General features: G+C 75.8%; 10 protein-coding genes and 1 pseudogene. 6 read left to right on the top strand and 5 right to left on the bottom strand.

Going from position 1 to position 21,750, the window contains the following annotated elements; genetic code table 11:
- Positions 1-248: 248 nt before the first annotated feature.
- Entirely contained in the window at positions 249-854 is a 606-nt protein-coding gene (locus ABZ793_RS30320; protein ID WP_357463346.1) for a rhodanese-like domain-containing protein, read from the top strand.
- Positions 851-1,609, top strand: a pseudogene (locus ABZ793_RS30315) (sulfite exporter TauE/SafE family protein); the annotation flags it as partial. The gene ABZ793_RS30320 and the pseudogene ABZ793_RS30315, both read left to right, overlap by 4 nt.
- Positions 1,610-1,903: 294 nt before the next feature.
- On the opposite strand, the gene ABZ793_RS30310 reads toward ABZ793_RS30315, so the two are convergent.
- Entirely contained in the window at positions 1,904-2,908 is a 1,005-nt protein-coding gene (locus ABZ793_RS30310) for a zinc-binding dehydrogenase (RefSeq protein WP_357463349.1), read from the bottom strand.
- 131 nt (positions 2,909-3,039) lie between these two features.
- Between ABZ793_RS30310 and ABZ793_RS30305 the strand changes: the two genes are divergently transcribed.
- Positions 3,040-3,753: a spermidine synthase gene (locus ABZ793_RS30305; RefSeq protein ID WP_357463343.1), complete on the top strand. Its 714-nt coding sequence runs from the start codon at positions 3,040-3,042 to the stop codon at positions 3,751-3,753.
- Between the two features lie 108 nt (positions 3,754-3,861).
- Complete coding sequence (locus tag ABZ793_RS30300; RefSeq protein WP_357463340.1) at positions 3,862-4,038, top strand: hypothetical protein; 177 nt, start codon at positions 3,862-3,864, stop codon at positions 4,036-4,038.
- Here ABZ793_RS30300 and ABZ793_RS30295 read toward each other — a convergent pair.
- Together ABZ793_RS30295 and ABZ793_RS30290 are read right to left on the bottom strand one after the other, a co-directional pair.
- Positions 3,995-5,626, bottom strand: coding sequence for a glycosyltransferase 87 family protein (locus ABZ793_RS30295; protein WP_357463337.1), 1,632 nt, complete (start codon positions 5,624-5,626; stop codon positions 3,995-3,997). The genes ABZ793_RS30300 and ABZ793_RS30295 overlap by 44 nt on opposite strands.
- A gap of 165 nt (positions 5,627-5,791) precedes the next feature.
- On the bottom strand, positions 5,792-7,609 hold the full coding sequence (locus tag ABZ793_RS30290) for an acyl-CoA dehydrogenase (protein WP_357463334.1): 1,818 nt from the start codon (positions 7,607-7,609) through the stop codon (positions 5,792-5,794).
- A gap of 282 nt (positions 7,610-7,891) precedes the next feature.
- On the opposite strand from ABZ793_RS30290, the gene ABZ793_RS30285 reads away from it, so the two are divergent.
- Together ABZ793_RS30285 and ABZ793_RS30280 are read left to right on the top strand one after the other, a co-directional pair.
- Positions 7,892-8,671: a hypothetical protein gene (locus ABZ793_RS30285; protein WP_357463332.1), complete on the top strand. Its 780-nt coding sequence runs from the start codon at positions 7,892-7,894 to the stop codon at positions 8,669-8,671.
- Between the two features lie 2 nt (positions 8,672-8,673).
- A complete protein-coding gene (locus ABZ793_RS30280; RefSeq protein WP_357463328.1) occupies positions 8,674-9,504 on the top strand; it encodes a hypothetical protein in 831 nt (276 codons plus the stop codon).
- Between the two features lie 147 nt (positions 9,505-9,651).
- On the opposite strand, the gene ABZ793_RS30275 is transcribed toward ABZ793_RS30280, so the two are convergent.
- Together ABZ793_RS30275 and ABZ793_RS30270 are read right to left on the bottom strand one after the other, a co-directional pair.
- Positions 9,652-21,411: an amino acid adenylation domain-containing protein gene (locus ABZ793_RS30275; RefSeq protein ID WP_357463325.1), complete on the bottom strand. Its 11,760-nt coding sequence runs from the start codon at positions 21,409-21,411 to the stop codon at positions 9,652-9,654.
- On the bottom strand, positions 21,404-21,748 hold the full coding sequence (locus tag ABZ793_RS30270) for a phosphopantetheine-binding protein (RefSeq protein WP_357463322.1): 345 nt from the start codon (positions 21,746-21,748) through the stop codon (positions 21,404-21,406). Before ABZ793_RS30270 ends, ABZ793_RS30275 begins: the two co-directional genes overlap by 8 nt.
- Between the last annotated feature and the right edge of the window lie 2 nt (positions 21,749-21,750).

Here is a 21,750-nt window from a genome sequence, read left to right as displayed (position 1 = left end):
GTGGTCGTGGTCCTCGCCCCGGCGTTCGCCCGGGCCGCGGCCGCCGGCGTCCCCTTGGGCGGCGCCCCCTCACCTTAACGTGGCCGCCGGCCGCCCCCACCGGGGGCGCCCGGCCAGCCCCCTGCGCCGGTCGGCCCCCGCGAAGCGGCTTCGGCCGGCCACCCCCTGTCCGAGTCGGCCGCCGCGAGAACGCCGTGGCCGGCCGGGCCCTGCCCAGATTCCGCGCGACACACCCCGAATGAGGAAGAATGAGTACTTCGGAGAACGCCCGCCCCGCCGTCCTCGACGCCGCCGCCCTGCGCGAGCTGATCGACTCCGGCCGCGCGCCCCGCCTGCTGGACGTACGCACCCCGGCGGAGTTCGAGACCGCACACATCCCCGGCGCCTACAACGTCCCGCTCGACCTGCTCAAGGAGCACCGCGAGGAACTGCGCCACCACCTCGACGAGGACGTGGTGCTGATCTGCCGCTCCGGCGTCCGCGCCACCCAGGCCGAGCAGGCCCTCTCCGGGGCCGGGCTGCCCCGCCTCAAGGTCCTCAGCGGCGGCATGACGGCCTGGCAGGCCGCCCACGCGCCGATCACGCAGGGCGCCCCGCGCTGGGACCTGGAGCGACAGGTGCGGCTCGTCGCCGGGTCGATCGTCCTGGTCAGCATCCTGGGCTCGGTGTTCGTGCCCGGCCTGAAGTGGGTGGCCGGCTTCATCGGCGCCGGGCTCACCGTCGCCGCCGTCACCAACACCTGCGCCATGGGCATGCTGCTCGGCAAGCTGCCCTACAACCGGGGCGCCAGCTGCGACCTGGACACCGTCGTCGGCCAGCTGCGTGAGGGGTCGACAACCAGGCGGCGGTCGTGACCGGCGGCCTCGCGCTGACCGTCGGGCTGGCCGTCCTCATCGGGGTCAGCCTCGGCCTGCTCGGCGGCGGCGGCTCCATCCTCGCCGTACCGCTGCTGGTCTACATCGCCGACCTGCCGCCGAAGGAGGCGATCGCCACCTCGCTGCTGGTCGTCGGGGTGACCAGCGCCGTGGGCGTGCTGCCCCACGCCCGCGCGGGCCGCGTCCGGTGGCGGACCGGCCTGGTCTTCGGGGCCGCGGGCATGGCCGGCGCGTACGCCGGAGGCCGCCTCGCCGCGTTCGTCCCGGCCGCGGTCCTGCTCGCCGGCTTCGCCCTGATGATGCTCGCCACCGCGACGGCCATGATCCGCGGCCAGCGCGACCGCGGCGGCGGCCGGCCCGTGCCGCACGAGCTGCCGGTGCTGCGGGTGGTGCTCGACGGCGCCGTGGTCGGCCTGGTCACCGGCCTGGTCGGCGCCGGCGGCGGCTTCCTGGTCGTCCCCGCCCTCGCCCTGCTCGGCGGCCTGCCGATGCCGGCCGCGGTCGGCACCTCGCTCGTGGTCATCGCGATGAAGTCCCTCGCCGGCCTGGCCGGCTACCTGTCCACCGTCGACGTCGACTGGGGCCTGGCCGCCGCGGTCACCGCCGCCGCCGTGGTCGGCAGCCTCGCCGGCGGCCGGCTCGCCGGGCACGTCCCCGAGGACGTGCTGCGCAAGGCGTTCGGGTGGTTCGTGGCGGCGATGGGCCTCTTCGTCCTCGGCCAGCAGCTCCCCGGGCAGGTGCGGACCAGTCCGCTGCTCTGGGTCGTGGCGGGAGCGGTGGCCGCCGCCGCGGTCGGCGCGCTGCTGCGCGACCGCCGGCGCCGCGCCCGACCCGACCGGACGGCGGGTGCCGGTGTGCCGCGCCGTCGCCGGCGACGCGACCGGCACGACCGGCACGACCGGGCAGACCGGCGCGACCGGCACGACCGGCGCGGCCGGGCAGACCGACCCGGCCGGGCGGCGGTGCGGCCGTGACGCCAGCTCCAGCGGCGGGCGGAGTCGCGGGGCGACCCAGCGGGCCGGCGCCACTCAGGGACGCAGGATCAGCCGGATGGGGTTGCCCTCCTTGGTGTGCACCCGCCGCACCGCCTCCTCCGCCTCGGCCAGCGGCAGCACGTCACTGATCGACGCGCTCAGGTCGAGCCGCTTCTGCCGGGCCAGGGACACCAGTTGCTCGACGTGCTCGGACTCCGAGCCGTAGTGGCCGAGCAGCGCCTGTTGGAAGTAGTTGAACGGGCTGTCCGACGCGATCGTGACCGGCTTGTTGGCGATCCCGGCGAGCACCAGCCGGCCCCGGCGGGCGAGCACGGTCAGCGCCTGCTCACGGACCGGGGTCACCCCGGCGAAGTCGAACGCGACGTCGAGACCCCGCCCGCCGGTCAACTCCAGCACGGCGTCGCGGAGCCCGGGGTCGGCCGGGTCGAGCGCCGCGTCGGCACCCAGCGCCGTCGCCCGGTCCCGCGCCGCCGCCAGCGGCTCCACCGCGATCACCGGGGCCGCACCCACCAGACGCAGCAGTTGGACGGCGTGCGCGCCCAGACCGCCCACGCCCCACACCGCGACCGCCTCCCCGGGTCGGGTGCGCCCGGTGTCCATCACCGCCGCCCAGGGGGTGGAGACCGCGTCCGGGATGATGCAGGCCTGCTCGAACGGCAGGTCGTCCGGGATCGGCACCACCGTGTCCTCGCGGGCCACGGCGTACTCGGCCCAACCGCCGTCGTAGTCCACGCCCCGGGTGAACACCGTGCCGCGCCGGTCCCGCTCCCCCGCCTGGAGCAGCACCCGCTGGCCCGGCTCCCACCCCTCGACGTCGTCGCCGAACGCGTCGACCACCCCGGCGACCTCGTGGCCGAGCGTCACCACGTCGCCGGGCAGGTAGAGCGGCGTGAGGGTGCCGTCGATCAGGTGCACGTCCGACAGGCAGACACCCGCCGCCTCGACCCTGATCCGCACCTGCCCACGCTCCGGCTCCGGCACCGGCACCGACTCCAACCGCAGCACCCGGTCCGCCACGTGCAGCCGTCCGGCCAGCATGTCCGCCACAGTGCGCGCTCCCTGTCCGGCCCCCGGTCGGCGGCCCTCGACGAGCGCGCATACCCGGCTGGACGGAAGGAATGCGCGCCGGTGGCCGGCCCTCGGGGCGCCACCCGGTAGCATCCGGGCCCGTGGGCGTGCGATTCGAGGAACTGGCCTGGCGGGACACCCCGATCGGCCTCATCAGCCTGCGTCGGCGCCGCGACCCGTCGCTCGACGTCGAGGTGTACGAGGTCAAGCTCGACGACGAGTTCCTGATGTCCAGCCTCTTCCCCGTCGCGGAGATCGAGCTGGCCCGGCTGGGGCTGGCACCGTTGGCCGGGCGCGACCTCGACGTGGTCGTCGGCGGCCTCGGCCTCGGTTACACCGCCCGCACGGCGCTCTCCGACGAGCGGGTCGGCTCGCTGCTGGTGGTGGAGGCGATCGAGGACGTCATCGACTGGCACCGCCGCGAGTTGCTGCCGTTCGCCGTCGGGCTGGCCGCCGACCCGCGGACCCGTTTCGTGCGGGCCGACTTCTTCGCCGCCGTCACCGACGGCACCGGCTTCGACCCGCAGGCGCCGGGACGGCGGTTCCACGCCGTGCTCCTCGACGTCGACCACTCGCCGCGCAACGTGCTGCACCCCACCCACGCCGCCTTCTACACCCCGGACGGCCTGCGCCGGCTCGCCGCCCACCTGCACCCGGACGGGGTCTTCGCCCTCTGGTCGGACGACCCGCCCGACGCCGCGTTCGAGGAGGCGCTCGCCGCGGTGTTCCGTACCGCGCGGGCACACGTCGTCCCGTTCGCCAACCCGCTGACCGGCGGGGAGTCGACCAACACCGTGTACGTCGCCCAGCTCTGACAGGCCACCTGACCAGGCGTTTTCGGGCCGTTCGCGCCGCATGGTGCGGGCCGGGCCGGGAAGGCGGGCGGGGGCCGCGCGGCGCGGCCGGAGTCACGGGAGGTGGACATGCGGGCCATGCTCTGGGTCGTCGCCGTCATCGCCGGCGCGCTCGTCCTGCTCGGGCTGCTCCTCGAGGCGGTGCGCTGGCTGGTGGTCATCGGCGCGGTGGCGCTGCTCGCGGTCGTCGTGCTGGCGGCGGTCAAGGGGCGACAGGCGATGCACCACTCCGCCGGGCGCCGGTGACGTCGAGCGCGGCGGCCAGCTCCTCGTCGTAGGTCGCGATCGGTCGCCCGTCGGCGGCGTAGGCGACGAGCCGGCCGTGGGCCATGGTCGCCGACCGGAACGAGAACGTCCGGGGCCCCGGATGGGCCGCCAGCAGCGGGATGACCCGGGGCGCGCCGCCGGGGGCGGAGTGGTATTCCAGCCGGGCCACCGCCGGCGACACCACCCCGTTGACCCGGACCTTGGTCTTCTCGCGCCGGGTGCCGAAGGTCACCGGGGCGTCGGTGCCGTACGCGGCGCACTGCACCGGGCCCCGGCAGACGAAGAAGTAACGCGGATTGTCCACGTCGGACAGCGTGTACGCCTTGAACGTCGGATCGGCGCCGGCCGGCAGCGGCTGCACGGCGAAGAACGCCACGGCCAGCGCGGCGGTGGTGCCCACCCGCAACCAGCCGCGGGCCGCCCGGGGCCGCCGGCCCGCGCCCGCCACGGCCAGTGCCGCCCCGCCGAACCCGGCCAGGCAGAGCACCCCGACGCCGAGCGCCCGGGCGTTCTCGAAGAGGAACTGGATCCCGGGGGTCGTCGAGACCGGGGCCAGCACCACCCCCAGCGAGACCACCATCGCCACCAGCAGCGCGCCGCCGGCCACCCGCCGGGCGATCCCCTCGGCGCCGATCAGCAGCATCGCCGCCAGCACCGGCCAGATCTGGTGGTGGGTCCAGGACACCGGGGACGCGGCGACGGTGGCGCACCCGACGAGCACGGCGGCGTGCCCAGGCCGCCCGTGCCCGGCGAGGTGCCGCGCCCGCAGCAGGGCCACCCCGCAGAGAACGGCCACCAGGGCCGCCCAGAGCAGCGGCAGGGACGCCTCGTCGAGCCCGATCCGCAGCAGCATGCCGTGCACCGACTGGTTGCCGAGCGAGGCGAGGTTGCCGATCCGCGCCGTGTCGCGCATCGCCTCGGTCCAGTACGTCCAGCTCGCCGCCGGCAGGACCGCCGCCCCCAGCGCGGCGCAGCCCAGGAAGGTGACCACGGACCGCCCGGCGTCCCGGTAGCGTCCGGTGGCGAGGAAGTAGACGACAAACAGCAGCGGAGTCAGTTTGATCGCGGCGGCCACCCCGACGAGCACGCCCCGGAGTCGGGCCGGGACGACGCCCATGCCGTCCAGCAGCGCAAGCAGCACGATGAAGATGCTGACCTGGCCGAAGCGGAGGTTGCTCTGCACCGGCGCGGAGAGCATCAGGGCGCAGGCGACGGCCGGCACGACGAGGGCCCGCCGGGGCCCGGGGCCGGCGAGCAGGCGGCCCACCGGCACCGCGATGGCGACCACCGCGAGGCAGGTCAGCGCCAGCCAGACGCCCTGCGCGACTCCCTCGGGGACGGCGGCGACCGGCCAGAGCACCAGCGCCGCGAACGGCGGGTAGGTGAACGGCCCGCCGTTCTCGGCGACGAAGTCGTACAGCGGTCGGCCGGCGTGCAGGTGCAGCAGCGCGCCCCGGTAGATGTGCAGGTCGGAGAGGCGGTCCGGGCGAAGCGTCACGAGCGCGGACGACCCCGCGGCGACGATGACGAAAACCGACCAGAGCACCGCCACCCGCCGATTCCGCATCGTCGGAGTCTACGGCCGCCGTCCGGCCGCCGGGGACCCCGACGGACACCGACGCGACGGTGGGTCACGAGGCCCGCGACCGGCGGTTCGCCGACGGCTGAGACGGGCGCGTCCCGGTCAGGCGGGCCACCCCGCACCGCCACGCGGGCCGGTTGCGGCGGGCGGTCAGAACCAGTCGTCGCGCATCTCCAACGTGGTCCGGTCGAGGCTGTCCAGCAGGTCGAACTGCGGCCCGGTGCGGGGCAGCTCGTAGCGGAAGAAGTACCGGGCGGCCTGCCGCTTGCCGGCGTGCAGGTCGGCGTCCGGCCCGTCGCCCGGGCCGCCGGCCGCCTCGACGACGAGCAGCTGCTCCAGCCACATCCAGGCGATCACCACGTGGCCGACCGCCTCCAGGTAGACGCTCGCGTTGGCCAGCGCCGCCGCCGGGTCGCCGGTGCTCCACAGCCGCCGGGTGACCAGGGTGATCCGGTCCAGGGCCGCGCCGAGCGGGCCGGCCAGCTCGGCGGCCTCGCCCTCGGCCTTCCACGCCCGGGTGACCGTGGCGCGGACCGTCTCGACCAGCAGCGCGAGCCCGTCCCCGCCGCGCATGGTCACCTTGCGGCCCAGCAGGTCCAGCGCCTGGATGCCGTGGGTGCCCTCGTGGATCGGGTTGAGCCGGTTGTCGCGCCAGTGCTGCTCGACGTCGTAGTCGCGGGTATAGCCGTAGCCCCCGTGCACCTGGATGGCCAGGTCGTTGGCGGCCAGGCACCACTGCGACGGCCAGCTCTTCGCGATCGGGGTGAGCACGTCCAGCAGCAGGCGCGCGCGTTCCCGGTCCGCCGCCTCCGGCGCGGTCTTCTCCTCGTCGAGCAGCCGTCCGCAGTAGAGGACGAGCGCCAGCGCGCCCTCCACGTAGCTCTTCTGCGCCAGCAGCATCCGCCGCACGTCGGGGTGGGCGACGATCGGCACCTGCGGCGCGGTGGGGTCCTTGTCGGCGGCCGGGCGGCCCTGCGGCCGCTGGCGGGCGTACGCGAGCGACTTCAGGTAGCCGGTGTAGCCGAGGGCGGTGGCGCCCGCGCCCACCCCGATCCGGGCCTCGTTCATCATGTGGAACATCTGCGGCAGGCCCTGGTGCGGCTCGCCGACCAGGTAGCCGACCGCGCCGGGGCGCCCGCCCGGCCGGTGCACGCCCTCGCCGAAGTTCAGCAGCGTGTTGGTGGTGCCCCGGTAGCCCATCTTGTGGTTGAGGCCGACCAGCACCACGTCGTTGCGCGCGTCGAGGGCGCCGTCGGCGTCGAGCAGCACCTTCGGGACGATGAACAGCGAGATGCCCTTCACCCCGGGCGGCCCGCCCGGGATCCGGGCGAGCACCAGGTGGACGATGTTCTCCGACAGCTCGTGGTCCCCGCCGGAGATCCACATCTTGGTGCCGTGCAGCCGGTACGTCCCGTCGTCCTGCGGCTCCGCGCGGGTGGTGATGTCGGCCAGCGAGCTGCCGGCCTGCGGCTCGGACAGGCACATGGTGCCGAAGAACCGGCCCTGCACCATCGGCCGGACCCAGGTGTCGATCTGCTCCGCGCTGCCGTGCGCCAGCAACAGGTTGGCGTTGCCGAGGGTCAGAAACGGGTAGGCCGAGGTGCCGATGTTGGCGGCCTGGAACCAGGCGAAGCAGGCGGCCTGCACGACGTGCGGCAACTGCATCCCGCCGATCGAGGCGTCCATGCCGGCGGCCAGCAGACCGGTCTCGGCGAAGACGTCGAGGGCCTTCTTGACCTGCGGAATGATGTGCACCCGCCGGCCGTCGAAGCTGGGCTCGGTGAGGTCGGCGGCCCGGTTGTGCGGGGCGAACCGCTCGGTGGCCACCCGCTCGGCGAGGTCCAGCACGGCGTCGAAGGTCTCCCGGGAGTGCTCCGCATAGCGGGGCCGCTCGGTCAGCCGGGTCACCTCCAGCCAGTCGTGCAGCAGGAACCGCAGGTCGCGACGGGAGAGCAGAGTGGACGACACGGGTCTCCTTCCGTCCGCGGGCGCGCCGCTGTGCCACGCGCCCCGGCGATGTCCTCGCGCAGGTCATCCTGACCGATCCGGCCGGCACGCGCATCATCCTGCGCCCCACGCGATGTCGTGGCGGGTCGCGCCGGCCCGACACCTCCCGCAGGTCCGGCCGGGCGCGCCGGGGGCCGGGCGGGGTGCCACCCGACCGGAGGCGGGCTGTGACGGGACGGCGTGCTTCGACCGGCTCCACTACGGTGGGCCGGTCAGGTCGCCGAGCCACCGGAGGACGCTTCTTTGTCCGACGCGCCGTCCGCCGAGCCGTACCTCCCCAGCTTCGATCCGAAGATCGTGCCCTGGCACCTGACCTGGGCGGAGGTGGACCCGGCCCGGCAGCCGTTCGATCCGGTCTCCGCCCCGGCCGTCGTCCGGTCGCTGCCGCCGGCCGCCGCTGTCCCCACCCGGCCACCCGGCCGGTCGGGCCGATCCGAGGTGTACGAATGGGGGCAGCGGCAGGGCACCCGGTGGGCCGACGAGATGAGCTTCGCGATCGTCGGTCAATACGGGCACTGGGCATCGGGCTGGCGGTGGGGTGTCGGCGAGGCGGACTTCGGCGGCGGCCCCGTCCACGCCTGGTGCTGCCCCGCCGACAGCATGGGTGACCCCGAGCAGACGCTCGGCGTGGTCACCGAGGCGCTGGTCGAGTGGCGGGGGTGGCTGGAGGAGCTGGCCGAGCGCTTCGACCGGTTCCTGCCGCTGATCGCCGCCGACGGCGCCGACCCGGCCGCCTGGGAACGGGCGGTGACGCACCTGGTCACCGTCGTGGTCGACCGGACCTGCGCCGACGGCGCCTGGGAGTGGCACTGCCGGCAGGTGCTCGGCTGGTTCCTCGGCTTGGCGGGCCTACCCTCCGAGCGGCACAAGCCGCTGCTCGACCGGTCGATCGACGGTCGCTTCGACGACTTCCGCACCCCCTCGAACCTGCTGATCCAGGACGTCGCCGAACGATTCGGCCGCGCGGTGACCGGCCGGGGAGCAAGCCCACCGCCGCGCCTGGAAGATTTTCCGGAGGGGTGATCATGGGCGCGGACGCCGAGATCTTCGTGTTCGACTACGGACGCTACCGCAACGACGTCGTGCCGGCGCTGCTGGAGCTGCTGCGCACCGGTGAGGTCGTGCCGTGGCTCGACGACGTGTTCCGGGCCGCGACACCGATGGACGGGCAGGGCTACGACGTGCTGTGGCCGCGGTTGGCCTCACAACTGCGGGAGCGACCCACGGATCTCGCGCGGTACTGCACATGGCTCGGCCCCGACCTGCGATACGTCGGGGAAGACCGGGTGAACCGCGCCACCCGCGAGCAGCTCACCTGTCCGTCGCTCACCTGCCCCGAGCGCCTGCGGTGTCCATTCCACCAGGACGGTGACCGGCACGCCGTCGAGGAACTGAACGCGCTGCACGAGGCGCTGGTCGCGGTGTGCTGCCTGGGGCCGTCCCAGTTCGTCGGCCGCACCGTAACCCCGGACTACTACCTGCCGGTGCTGGAACGTCAGGGCGTGCCCGCCGACGACCCACTGCGGGCGCTGCTCGCCGCACTCGCCAGGCGCGGTGCGGCGCTGGGCTACCAGTACGGCGTCACCGAGGGCATCCACGGCTGGCTGACGGTCGCGGAGACCGCCGAACTGGCAGCGCGTCTCGGCCACCTGGACCTGCCCCGGTACGAGCCCACGTTCGCCGCCATGGCGAACCTGTCGAAACGTGCCGGGCCGACGAGACGCGAGTGGCAGGACGTGAGCCTGTCGTTCGTGCGCACCGTGGCCACGATCGCTGCCGGCGCCGGGCGGTCAGTGCTGTGGGGCAACGACGTGATCCCGGATCTCTGGCGCCAGACACACGGCATCCAGGCTTGACCTCCTCCCCGACCTGAAGGCCGGGGTATCCACGGAAGGAGCCTGATGACCTCAAGGTGATCCGCACCGGACACCGGCGCCCGCGCCGCAGCCGGTGACGCGACGGCATCCATGCAGCCGATACCAGTCTCGTCCCGGGCGGCTCCGTCAGCGGGCGCCGGTCAGCTCGGCCAGCCGCCGGTCGGCGAGTTCCTGGATGCGGTCCTTGTCGCTGACGATCACCGTGCCCGGGTCGGCGTCCGGCAGTTCGTCCTCCAGCCGCCGGATCGGCCGGTACGCCCAACCGGCGGCGGCGAGCGCCAGGGTGCACAGCCCGGCGACGACGGCGGTGAGCGCGATCCCCCGGCCGGGCCCGTGCCCGAGCACCGCGCCGAGTGCCGCAGCGACGTCGCCGGAGGCCATCAGCGGCTCGAAGACCCCCTCGGCGAGCGGGGCGGCGGTGAGGAACCCGGCGGGCACCATCAGCCAGGAGAGCATCAGCGTGGTGGAGAGCACCCGGCCCTGCAGTTCCAGCCCCACCTTGGCCTGCACGATGGCCAGCCAGTGCGTGTTGACCAGCGCCGAGGCGAGCCCCAGCCCGAACAGGCCCACCGCCGGGAAGACCGGGTCCGGACGCAGTCCGACCGTCAGCATCGCGACGCCGAGCAGCACCACGCCGGTCAGGATGCCGGTGGTCCGCCGCGCCGTACCGCCCCACACGCCCATCAGGATGCTGCCGACCAGCAACCCGGCGCCGCTGGCGGCGAGCACCACGCCGAGCACGGAGGGGTCGCCGAAGGAGAGGGTCAGCGGGGTGGCCAGCACCTCGACGACGGCGAAGAAGTAGTTGAGCAGCGCGGTCAGCACGATCATCGCGAGCAGGCCGTGCCGGCGGGCGATGAACCGCCAGCCTCCGAGGACCTCCTGTCCGAACGACTCCTCCCGCCGCTTGAACAGGGTGTCGGGGAACCGTACGGCGAGGGTGATGCCGACCGCGACGGCGAAGCTGACCAGGTCGATCAGGACGATGCCGCGCAGGCCGATCGCGACCACGAGCGCGCCGCCGACCAGCGGGGCGAGCACGGTGCTGGTCGCGGTGCCCAGCGAGATGAGGCCGTTGGCGCGGCCGTAGTACCGCTTGGGCACGAGCTGGGTCACCGCCGCGAGGTACGCCGGTTGCTGGAACGCGGTGGCCAGCGCGCTGGCCGTGAGCGCCGCGAAGACGTGCCAGAGCTGCGCCCGGCCGGTCCAGAGCAGCACCGCCAGGACCACCGTGCCGCAGGCGGCGAAGGAGTCGGCGCAGACCATGATCAGCCGGCGGTCCCAGCGGTCGGCCAGCGCGCCGGCGATCGGTGAGAGGACCACCGCCGGCAGCAGCGCCAGCACCGACGCCAGCGCGAACCAGGCGATCGAGCCGGTGCGCTGGTAGACCCACAGCGACAGGGCGAACCCCGTCAGCCCCGTGCCGACCAGCGACACGAGCTGCCCGAACGCGACCAGGAAGAACGTGGCCAGCCCGGAGCGGGCCGGCGGGACCGGCGGGGGAACGGCCGGCGGGGGAACGGCCGGCGCGGGAACGGCCGGCGCGGGAACGGCCTTTGTCGGGACGGCCTGGACGGAAATGACCTGCGCGGGGACGGCCGACGCGGGGACCGCCGCGTCCGGCGGGTCGGCCAGGATGATGTCCGCCAGCTCCGTGGCCTGGTGCTTCTGGAAGTAGTGCCCCGCGCCCTCGATGGTGCGCAGGCAGACCGAGTCGGAGAAGAACCCCCACTCCAGGTAGCGCTCCTCGTACAGCTCGGTGGCGCGGTCGCCGGTGCCCACCACGCAGACGATCGGGGCGGCCAGCCGCCGGGGCAGCCCCTGGGCGTAGACGTCGGTGTAGTAGTCCTCGCCGACCCGGGTGTCGGCCAGGAAGACCCCCATCAGGAAGTCCTTCTCCCGTTCGTCGAGCACGTCGGTGAAGAAGCCCATGGCCCGCAGGAAGTCCAGCGCGTGCCGCTTCGAGGTCCAGCGCTCCATCGGGAAGGCGCGGCGGAACCAGCGGGCGAACCGGCCCGGCAGCCGGGGTGCCGGGAAGTGCCCGCCGACGACCACCCGGCGCACGTCGACTCCGGCCGCCTCCAGCCGCCGGCCCAGCTCGACGGCGGTGGCGCCGCCCATGCAGTGGCCGTAGACCAGCACCGGCCCGGAGATGCCGGCGGTCACCTCGGCCACGCACCGCTCGACCAGCTCGGTCATGCCCAGGGCCGGCTCGTCGGGGCGGTTGAGGTCGTGCCCGGGGCGTTGCAGGGCGTAGAGCGCGACGTGCGCGGGCATCGCGGCGGCCAGGGACTGGTAGGTCACCGCGCCGGCCCCGGCGAACGGTACGCAGAGCACCGTCACCGCCGGCGCGGCGGCCCGGGGCGGGGTCAGCTCGTGCAGCAGCCGGCCCGGCTCGCCCGCCGCGGTGTCGGCGTGCCCGGTCAGGCCGCGGATCGTCGGGTGGCGGAACAGGTCCAGCACGCTGATCGGCGGCGCGATGCCGCTGAGCGCCCGGATCGCCGTGAACGAGTCCCCGCCGAGGTCGAAGAAGTCGTCGTCGATGCCGACCCGGTCGTAGCCGAGCACCTGCGCCCAGCGCTCGGCGAGGGCGGCCTGCAGCGGGGTGGTCGGCGCCGCGCCGCCGTCGCCACGCGGCCCGCCGCGCTCGGGCGCCGGCAGGGCCCGGCGGTCGACCTTGCCGTTGTCGGTCAGCGGCAGGGCGTCGAGCGGCACGTACGTCGTCGGGACCATGTAGTCGGGCAGCCAGTCGCGCAGGAACGCCCGCCACCGGCCGGCCCCCTCGTCCGGCGGCTCGGGGCGCGGCGCGAGGTACGCGACCAGGGCCGGCTCGCCGTCGATGTCGCGGACCACGACGGCCGCTTCCCGCACCGCCGGGTGCCGTTGCAGCGCCGCCTCGATCTCGCCCAGCTCGATGCGGTGGCCGCGCACCTTCACCTGGGAGTCGTTGCGGCCGAGGCACTCGACGGTGCCGTCGGGACGCCACCGGGCGAGGTCGCCGGTGCGGTAGAGCCGGGCGCCCGGCCGGTCGGCGTACGGGTCGGGGCGGAACCGGTCGGCGGTCAGGCCCGGCTGGTCGAGGTAGTCGCGGGCCACCCCGGCGCCGCCGAGCCAGAGTTCGCCGACCACCCCGACGGGCACCGGCCGCAGCGCCTCGTCGAGCACGTACGCCCGCAGGTTGGCGATCGGCCGGCCGATGGTGACCTCGGGCGCGTCCGGCGCGATCCGGGCCGTGGTGGCCCAGATGGTGGCCTCCGTGGGCCCGTACATGTTCCACAGCTCGCCGACCCGGGCGGCCAGGTCGCGGGCCAGCGGCGGGGGCAGCGCCTCGCCGCCGCAGAGCGCCTTCAGCCCCGGCATCCCGGTCCAGCCGGAGGCGATCAGCAGCCGCCAGGTGGCCGGGGTGGCCTGCACGACGGTGGCCCCCTCGGCGCGCAGCAGCGCGGCCAGCCCGGCGGCGTCGTAGCCGACGTCCCGGCCGGCGACCACCACCCGGGCGCCGACCACCAGCGGCAGGAACAGCTCCAGCACGGAGATGTCGAAGGCGAAGGTGGTCAGCGCGACCAGGGTGTCGTCGGCGGTCAGGCCCGGCGCGTGCCGCATCGCGGTGAGCAGGTTGACCACCGAGGCGTGGCTGACCCGCACGCCCTTGGGCCGGCCGGTGGAGCCGGAGGTGTAGAGCACGTACGCCAGGTGCCCGGGCGTGGTGACCGGATCGGGGTCGGCGGCGCACTCGACGGCCAGGGACGGGTCGTCGACGCGCAACACCGGGCCGGCGAAGTCGGCGAACCGGTCGGCCAGCGCCGGCTCGGTGACCAGCGCCGCCGCGCGGCTGTGGTCCAGCACCCAGCGCTGCCGGTCCAGCGGGTACGACGGGTCCAGCGGGACGTACGCGCCACCGGACTTGAGCACGCCGAGCAGCGCCACCAGCAGGTCGGCGGAGCGTTCCATCGACACGGCGACCGTCACGTCCGGCCCGACGCCCACCCGGCGCAGCCGCCGGGCCAGCCGGTTGGCGCGCACGTTCAGCTCGGCGTAGCTGAGGGTGCGACCCGCGAAGGTGACCGCGGGGCGGTCCGGGGTGCGGGCCACCTGCTCCTCGACCAGTCGGGCCAGCCCGACCGCCGGGACCGGCGCGTCCGTGGCGTTCCACTCCCCCAGCTGTCGGTGGCGCTCGGCGGGGGTCAGGATCTCCACGTCGGCGAGCCGGCCGTCCGGGTCCGCGACGAACGCGGTCAGCAGCGTCTCCAGGTGGGCCAGCATCCGCTCGGCGGTGCCCGGGTCGAACAGCGCGGTGTTGTACTCCAGGCAGCACAGCAGCCCGTCCGGCCGGTCGTACGCGTACAGGGCGAGGTCGACCTGGGCGGTGCCCGGTTCGACGGTGAGCTGCTCCACCCGCAGGCCCGTCATCGCCAGGTCCTGCTCGGGCAGGTTGAGCAGGTTCACCATCACCTGGAACAGGGCGTTGCGGCTGAGGTCCCGGGGCACGTCGAGGGCGTCGACGACCCGCTCGAAGGGCGTCTCCTGGTGGTCGTACGCGGCCAGGGCGGTGCGGCGGGTCTCGTCGAGCAGCCGGGCGACGCTCCAGTCGCCGTCCAGCGTGGTGCGCAGCACGATGCTGTTGAGGAAGAAGCCGACCATCGGCTCCAGCTCGGCGCGGATCCGGCCGGCCACCGGGGAGCCGACGCAGATGTCACGCTGCCCGGTGTAGCGGAACAGCAGCGCCTGCACGGCGGCGAGCACCGTCATGTAGAGGGTGGCGCCGTGCCGCTGGCCGAGGTCGCGGACCCGCTCGGTCAGCGCCGGCGGCAGGGTCAGCCGGGCCACCGCCCCGTCGAAGGTCTGCACCGGCGGCCGGGGCCGGTCGGTGGGCAGTTCCAGGGTGCCCGTCGCGCCGGCCAGCCGCTCGGTCCAGTAGGCCAGGTCGGCGGAGTCGGCGGCGGCCCGCTCCCGCTGCCAGCGGGCGTAGTCGGCGTACTGGACCGGCAGGTCGGGCAGGGGCGAGGGCAGGTCGGCGGCGAAGGCGTCGTAGAGGGCGCCCAGGTCGGCCCGGATCACCCCGAGCGACCAGCCGTCGGAGACGATGTGGTGCATCGCGAGGCAGAGCACGTGCCGCCCCAGCCCGGAGCGGAACAGGACGGGCCGGAACAGCGGCCCCCGTTCCAGGTCGTACGGCCGGCGGGCCTCGGCGACCAGCGCCACGCGCTCCCGCTCGGCGAGGTCCGCGTCGTCGGCGCCCTCGGCGGCCAGGTCGACCACCGGCAGGTCGACCGGCGCGGCGGGCAGCACCACCTGCACCGGGTCCCCGCCGTCGGGGGCCGGGCGGACCACGGTGCGCAGCACCTCGTGCCGGCGCACCAGCTCGGTCAGCGCGGCGGCGAGCACGTCGACCCGCAGGTCGCCGTGCAGCCGCAGGGCGGTGAGCACCGCGTACGCGACCTGGTCGTGCACCTGCTCCAGGAACCACAGCCGGCGCTGCCCGGAGGAGACCGGGGCGGGCCCGGGGTCGGTGGCGCGCGGGATCGGCGGCACCGCCGGCTCCGGCGCGGCCGGCAGGGCGGCGGCGACCCCGGCGACGGTGGGCCGGGCGAACACCGCCTCGATCGGCAGCGCCACCCCGAGCCGGGCGCGCACCCGGGCGACGACCTGGGTGGCGAGCAGCGAGTGGCCGCCGAGGGCGAAGAAGTCGTCGTGCGCGCCGACCGGCGCGACGCCGAGCAGCTCGGACCAGATCTCCGCCACCGCCCGCTCCGCCTCGGTGCGGGGGGCGAGGTAGGCGGTGGTCAGCGCCGGCCGGTTGCCCCGCTCCGGCGAGTCCACGCCGGACGGGACCCCGCCGCCGTCCCCAGGGGACCCAGCCGCCGCTCCGGACGACGACGCGGGCTCCACCCCGTGCACGGCGGGTTCCGCGCCGGACGGCGGGGCAGGGCGCGGGGCGGGGACGGTGCGGTCGACCCAGTGCCGCTGCCGCTCGAACGGGTAGGTGGGCAGTTCCACCCGGCGGTGCGGCCCGGGGTGGAAGGCGGACCAGTCGACGGGTACGCCGGCGAGCCAGAGCCGGCCCACGGCGTCGAGCGCCACGCGGTGGTCGTCGGCGTCGGCGCGGACGTGGCGCATGACCTGCACCACGCGGTCGGGCCGCGCGCCGCCCTGGCGCAGCAGCCCGCCGAGGGTGTGCCCGGGGCCGACCTCGGCGACGACCAGGCCCCGGTCGGCCAGCAGCGCGGCGCAGTCGGCGAAGCGGACCGTGCCGCGCAGGTGCCGCACCCAGTACTCCGGGTCGGTGACCTCCCCGGGCCCCACGGTGGCGCCGGTGACGTTCGAAAGGAACGTCGTCGTCGGCTCGGCGTAACCGACCTGCCGCGCCTCGACGCGGAAGTCGTCGAGCACCGGGTCGAGCAGCGCGGAGTGGAAGGCCCGGTCGGCGTGCAGCGGGCGGGTCTCGACCCCGTCGCGGTCGAGTCGCCGGCGCAGGGCGGCGACGGCGTCGGGCCGGCCGGACACCACGCACAGGCCGGGCGCGTTGACCGCGGCGAGCGCCAGGTCGTCGCCGAGCAGCGCGCCCACCTCGGGCTCCGGCAGGGCGACGGCGAGCATCGCGCCCGGCCCGGTGCCCTGCGCGAGGCGGCTGCGGGCACACACCAGCCGCAGCGCGTCGGCGAGGGAGAACACCCCGGCGAGGCAGGCGGCGACGTACTCGCCGAGGCTGTGCCCGGCCACCGTGTCGGGGCGTAGGCCCCGCTCGACCAGCAGCCGGGCCAGCGCGTACTCGGTGACGAAGAGCGCCGGCTGGCCGATCCGGGGCTCGGCGAGCAGGCGCTCCGCCTCGGCCCGGTCGGCGGGCGCGGGGTCGAGCACCGCCCGCAGGTCCACCCCGAGCGGCTCGCGCAGCAGTTCCGCGCAGTGGTCCACGACCGCCCGGTAGCCGGGCTCGGCCCGGTACAGGCCGGCGCCCATGCCGACGTGCTGCGCGCCGTGGCCCGGGAAGACGAAGGCCAGGCCGGCGTCGCCGTCGGTCGCGGCGGTGAGCAGCCGCGCCGGGTCGCCGAGCACGTCGAGGGCGTCGGCCCGGTCGGCGCAGACGACGGCCCGCCGGTGCGCCATCTGCCGCCGCCGGCCCAGGCCCGCGGCCACGTCCGCCAGCGGCAGCGCGGGGTACGCGTCGAGGTGCGCGCGCAGCGCGTCGGTGGCCCGGTCCAGCGCGGCGGGCGTACGCGCGGAGAGCACCAGCAGGTGCGGACCGGCGGGTGGCGCGACAACCGGCGGCGCGGCGGCGGCCGGCGGGGCTTCCTCCAGCACGACGTGGGCGTTCGTGCCGCCCATCCCGAAGGAACTCACCCCGGCCCGGCGCGGCCCCCCGTCGCCCGGCCACGGTCGGGCCCGGGTCGGCAGGTGGAACGGGCTGGCGGCGAAGTCGATGGCGGGGTTGGGCCGGCGCAGGTTGACCACCGGCGGCAGGGTGCGGTGCCGCAGCGCCAGCACGGTCTTGATCAGGCCGGCCACCCCGGCCGCGGCGTCGGTGTGCCCGATGGCGGCCTTGACCGAGCCGAGCGCGCAGAACCCGGTGTCGGCGGTGCCGCGGCGGAACGCCTCGGTGAGCGCGGCGACCTCGATCGGGTCGCCGAGGCTGGTGCCGGTGCCGTGCGCCTCGACGTAGCCGACCGTGCGGGGGTCCACCCCGGCCACGGCGAGGGCCCGGCTGACCACCTCGGCCTGGCCGGCGACGCCGGGGGCCGAGTAGCCGGCCCGGCGGGCGCCGTCGTTGTTCACCGCCGAGCCGCGGATCACCGCGTGCACCAGGTCGCCGTCGGCGAGGGCGTCGGCGAGCCGGCGCAGCACCACGATGCCGACCCCGCTGGAGGCGATGGTGCCGCGGGCGTCGGCGTCGAACGGGCGGCAGTGCCCGTCCGGGGAGAAGATCCCGCCGTCGTGGTGCAGGTAGCCCTGCCGCTGGGCGGGGAAGACGCTCACCCCGCCGGCCAGCGCCAGGTCACACTCGCCGGCGAGCAGGCTCTGCCGGGCCAGGTGCACCGCGACCAGGGAGGTGGAGCAGGCGGTGCCGACGCTGACGCTCGGCCCGGTCAGGTTCAGCTTGTACGACGCCCGGGTCGCCAGGAAGTCCTTGTCGTTGCTCAGCGCGAGCTGGTACTCCCCGAGCGCCCGGATCTCCTCCGGCGCGTCGCGCAGGTGCTCCGACAGGTAGTCGGCCCGGCCGGAGCCGGCGAAGAGCCCGATCTGCCCCGCGTACGCCTCCGGGTCGTGGCCGGCGCGTTCGAGGGCCTCCCAGGCGCACTCCAGCAGCAGCCGGTGCTGCGGGTCGAGCACCTGCGCCTCGCGTGGCGTGAAGCCGAAGAACTCGGCGTCGAAGCGGTCCACGTCGGGCAGCTCGGTGCCCCGCCGCACGTACGCGGGGTCGCCGATCAGCGTCGGGTCGGCCCCGTCGGCGAGCAGTTCCTCGGTGCGGAACTCGCGGACGGCCTCCACGCCGTCGCGGACCAGCCGCCAGAACTCCTCCGGGGTGCGGGCGCCGGGAAACCGGAGAGCCATCCCGACCACCGCGATCGCGTCCCCGGGCACCCCCGTGCGCGTGGCGGCCGGGGCCGCGCGGGGCGCCGGGACCGCCGGCGGCGCGGCGACGCCGGCGAGGAACCCGGCCAGCGCGGCGACGGTGGTGTGGCGGAACAGGTCGGTCACGGTGAGCACCGGACCGAGCCGCTCGACCAGCAACCGGTGCACGGCCAGCAGCCGCAGCGAGTGCCCGCCCAGGTCGAAGAAGTTGTCCCGGGCGCCGACCCGGTCGACGCCGAGCACCTCCCGCCACACCTCGGCGACGAGCCGTTCGGCCGCGGCGACATCGCCGACCGGCGGTGCCACCGGCGCGACCCCCGGGTCCGCCGGCTCCGGCCTGCCGCCCGGGGGCGGCGGCAGGGCGGCCGGGTCGAGCTTGCCGTTGCCGGTCAGCGGCAGCGCGTCGACGCCGACGAACGCGGCCGGCACCAGGTGTGCGGGCAGCTCCGCCAGCAGCCCGGCGCGCAGCGCGGCCGGGTCCGGGTCGCCGGTGAGGTAGGCGACCAGCCGGGGGTCGTCGGGGTCGTCGCGGCGCAGCACGACGGCGACGTCGCTGTCCGGCCGGAGCCGGCGCAGCGCCGCCTCCACCTCGCCGGGCTCGATGCGGTGGCCGCGCAGCTTGACCTGCCCGTCGGCGCGTCCCAGGAACTCCAGGACGCCGTCGGGACGCCACCGGGCCAGGTCGCCGGTGCGGTAGAGCCGCCGCCCGCCCTCGGCGGCGAACGGGTCGGGCAGGAACCGGTCGGCGGTCAGCCCGGGCCGGTTCAGGTAGCCGCGGGCCACACCCGCGCCGCCGACGTACAACTCGCCGGTGACGCCGACGGGAACCGGGTCGAGCCGGTCGTCCAGCACGTACAGGGTGGTGTTGGCGATCGGCCGACCGATCGGCACGGAGCCGGTCCGCGCGGTGTCGGGGCCGACCTCGTGCACCGCACAGCCGACGACGGTCTCGGTCGGGCCGTACTCGTTGACGAGCCGGGTGCCGGGGGCGTGGTCCCGCCACAGCGCCACCTGGTCGGCGCGCAGGTTCTCCCCGCCGATGACGAACGCCCGGGTCCGGCCCGCCGCCCCGGTCTCCCCGACCTGCCGGTTGACGATCTCCAACTGGGCGGGGGTGATCTTGACCAGCCCGTACGGCGTGCGCCGTGCGCGCAGCGCCTCGCCGAGCCCCGCCGGCCCGAGGTCGTCGGGGAGCAGCCGGACGGTCGCGCCGGCGGCCAGCGGCACCAGCAGGCTGGTCACCGTCAGGTCGAAGCCGATCGAGGAGTGCACCGGCACCTCGTCGCCCGGGCCCAGCCGGTACGCGGCGCCCGCCCAGCGCAGGTAGTTCACCACGCCCCGGTGGGTCACCATGACGCCCTTCGGGCGGCCGGTCGAGCCGGAGGTGTGGATGACGTAGGCGAGGTCGTCCGGGCCGGTCGGCACGGACACCGGGGTCGTCCCGGTCGGCGGCGCCGCGTCGGGGCCGACCTCGACCGGCCGGGCCTCCCCCGCGGGGAGCCGGTGCCGCAGCGGCGCGGAGGTGAGCACCACGGGCGCGCCGCTGTCGGCCAGGAGGTGTCCGAGCCGGGCCGGCGGGTGCGTCGGGTCCAGCGGCACGTACGCGGCCCCGGCCTTCAGCACCGCGAGGAGCGCCACCGGCAGCGCGGCGGACCGCTCCAGCAGGACGCCGACGAGGTCGCCCGCGCCGATCCCCTCGGCGCGCAGCGTCGCGGCCAGCGCGTCGGCGCGGGCGTCGAGTTCCCCGTAGCTCAGGGTGCGCGCGTCGTCGGCGACCGCCGGGGCGTCGGGCAGCTCCCGGGCCCACCGGCCGACCAGCGCGTGGACGCGGTCGTCCGGCGGCGCGGCGGTGGCGGTGTCGTTCCAGTCCACCAGCATCCGTCGACGTTCCTCGGCGGCGAGCAGCCGGGCGTCGCGGATCCGAACGTCGGGGTCGGCGAGCAGGTCGGCCAGCAGGGTCCGGAAGTGTCCGGCGAGCCGCGCCACGGTCGCCGCGTCGAACAGGTCGGTGCGGTACTCGACCACGGCGTCGAGCCCGTCCGCGCCGGGGCGTACGGCCACGGTCAGGTCGAACTTCGCGGTGTGGGTCGGCACCTCGACGCAGGTCGCGTCGATCCCGGGCAGCCGCAGCGGCGCGGGCGCGTCGGCGTGCACGAACATCACCTGGAACAGCGGGCTGTGCCCGGCGTGCCGGGCCGGCCGCACCGCCTCGACCACGCTTCCGAAGGGCAGCTCCTGCCGCTCCTGCGCGGCCAGCACCTCGGCCCGGACCCGGGCGACGCAGGTGGCGAAGGTCGGGTCGTCGGTCAGGTCGGTCCGGATCACCACGGTGTTGACGAACAGGCCGACCAGCGGCTCCGTCTCCGGGCGGCCGCGGTTGGCCACCGGGGTGCCGACGGGCACGTCGTACCGGCCGGTCCACCGGGCCAGCAGCACCTGGAACGCGGCGAGCAGCAGCAGGTACGGCGTGACGTTGAGCCGCAGGCACAGCGCCCGCAGCGCGTCGGGCGGGACGTCCAGCGGGAACGCGGCGGTGGCGCCGGCATGCGACGGCACGGCGGGCCGGGGGCCGGGGGTGGGCAGCTCCAGCACCGGCGGCGCGCCGGCGAGCCGCTCCCGCCACCAGCGCCGCTGCGCCTCCGCCTCCGGCCCGGCCAGCCACCGCCGCTGCCACCGCGCGTAGTCGCCGTACGTGACGGGCAGCGCCGGCAGCTCGGCGGACCGGCCGGCGTACGCCTCGGAGAGCTCGTCGGCGACGATCCGCAGCGACCACTCGTCCACCGCCGCGTGGTGCGCGGTCAGCACCAGCACGTGGTCGGCGTCGGCGAGGCGCAGCAGGCGGGCCCGCAGCACCGGGCCGCCGCCCAGGTCGATCGGGGTGGCCGCCTCGGCGGCGAGGCGGGCGGCCAGCTCGTCCTCCCGCGCGGACGCGGCCAGCCCGGTCAGGTCCAGCACGGCCAGCAGGCCGGTCGGCGGCTCGGCGACCACCGGCACCACCCGGTTGCCCTCGGCGGTCAGCGTGGTGCGCAGCGGCTCGTGCCGGGCGACCACCGCGTCCAGCGCCGCGCTCAGGGCGGGCAGGTCCAGCGGGCCGCGCAGCCGCCACGCCACCGGCGCCAGGTACGCCGGGTCGCCCGGGTCGGCCTGCGCCAGGTACCACATCTGCCGCTGCCCGGCGGAGGCGACGCGGTCGGCAGCCCCGCCGCCGGGGATGATCGCGTCCGCGCCGGGGACGGCCGCGTCCCCGTCGGCGGCGGCGCGCCGGGCGCGCAGGGCGGCGAGCAGCGCGGCCTGGCGCGGGGAGAGCACGTCAGTCATCGAGACGCCCGAGCATCGTCTCGGCCTCGGCGTCCGAGCAGGCCAGCACGCTGAGGTAGAGCGCGGCGGCCTCGTCCACGGCGGGACCGTGCTCGGCGCGCAGCGCGGCGGTGAACTCGCCCAGCGTGGGGTGCTCGAAGACGGCGGCCAGCGGCACCCGCACGTCGAGGGAGGCGCGCAGCCGGGCCGCCATCCGGGCGGCCACCAGGGAGTCGCCGCCGAGCACGAAGAAGTTGTCCTCCGTCGTCACGTGGTCGGCCCGCAGCGCCGCGCGCCAGGCGTCCGCCACGACCTCCGCGACCGGGCTGCCCCCGTCGCGCGTCCCGTCCGTCGTCATCG

The organism is Micromonospora sp. NPDC047465 (assembly GCF_040643125.1).
Taxonomy (GTDB): Bacteria; Actinomycetota; Actinomycetes; order Mycobacteriales; family Micromonosporaceae; genus Micromonospora.
This window is presented reverse-complemented; position numbering and strand designations above follow the sequence as displayed.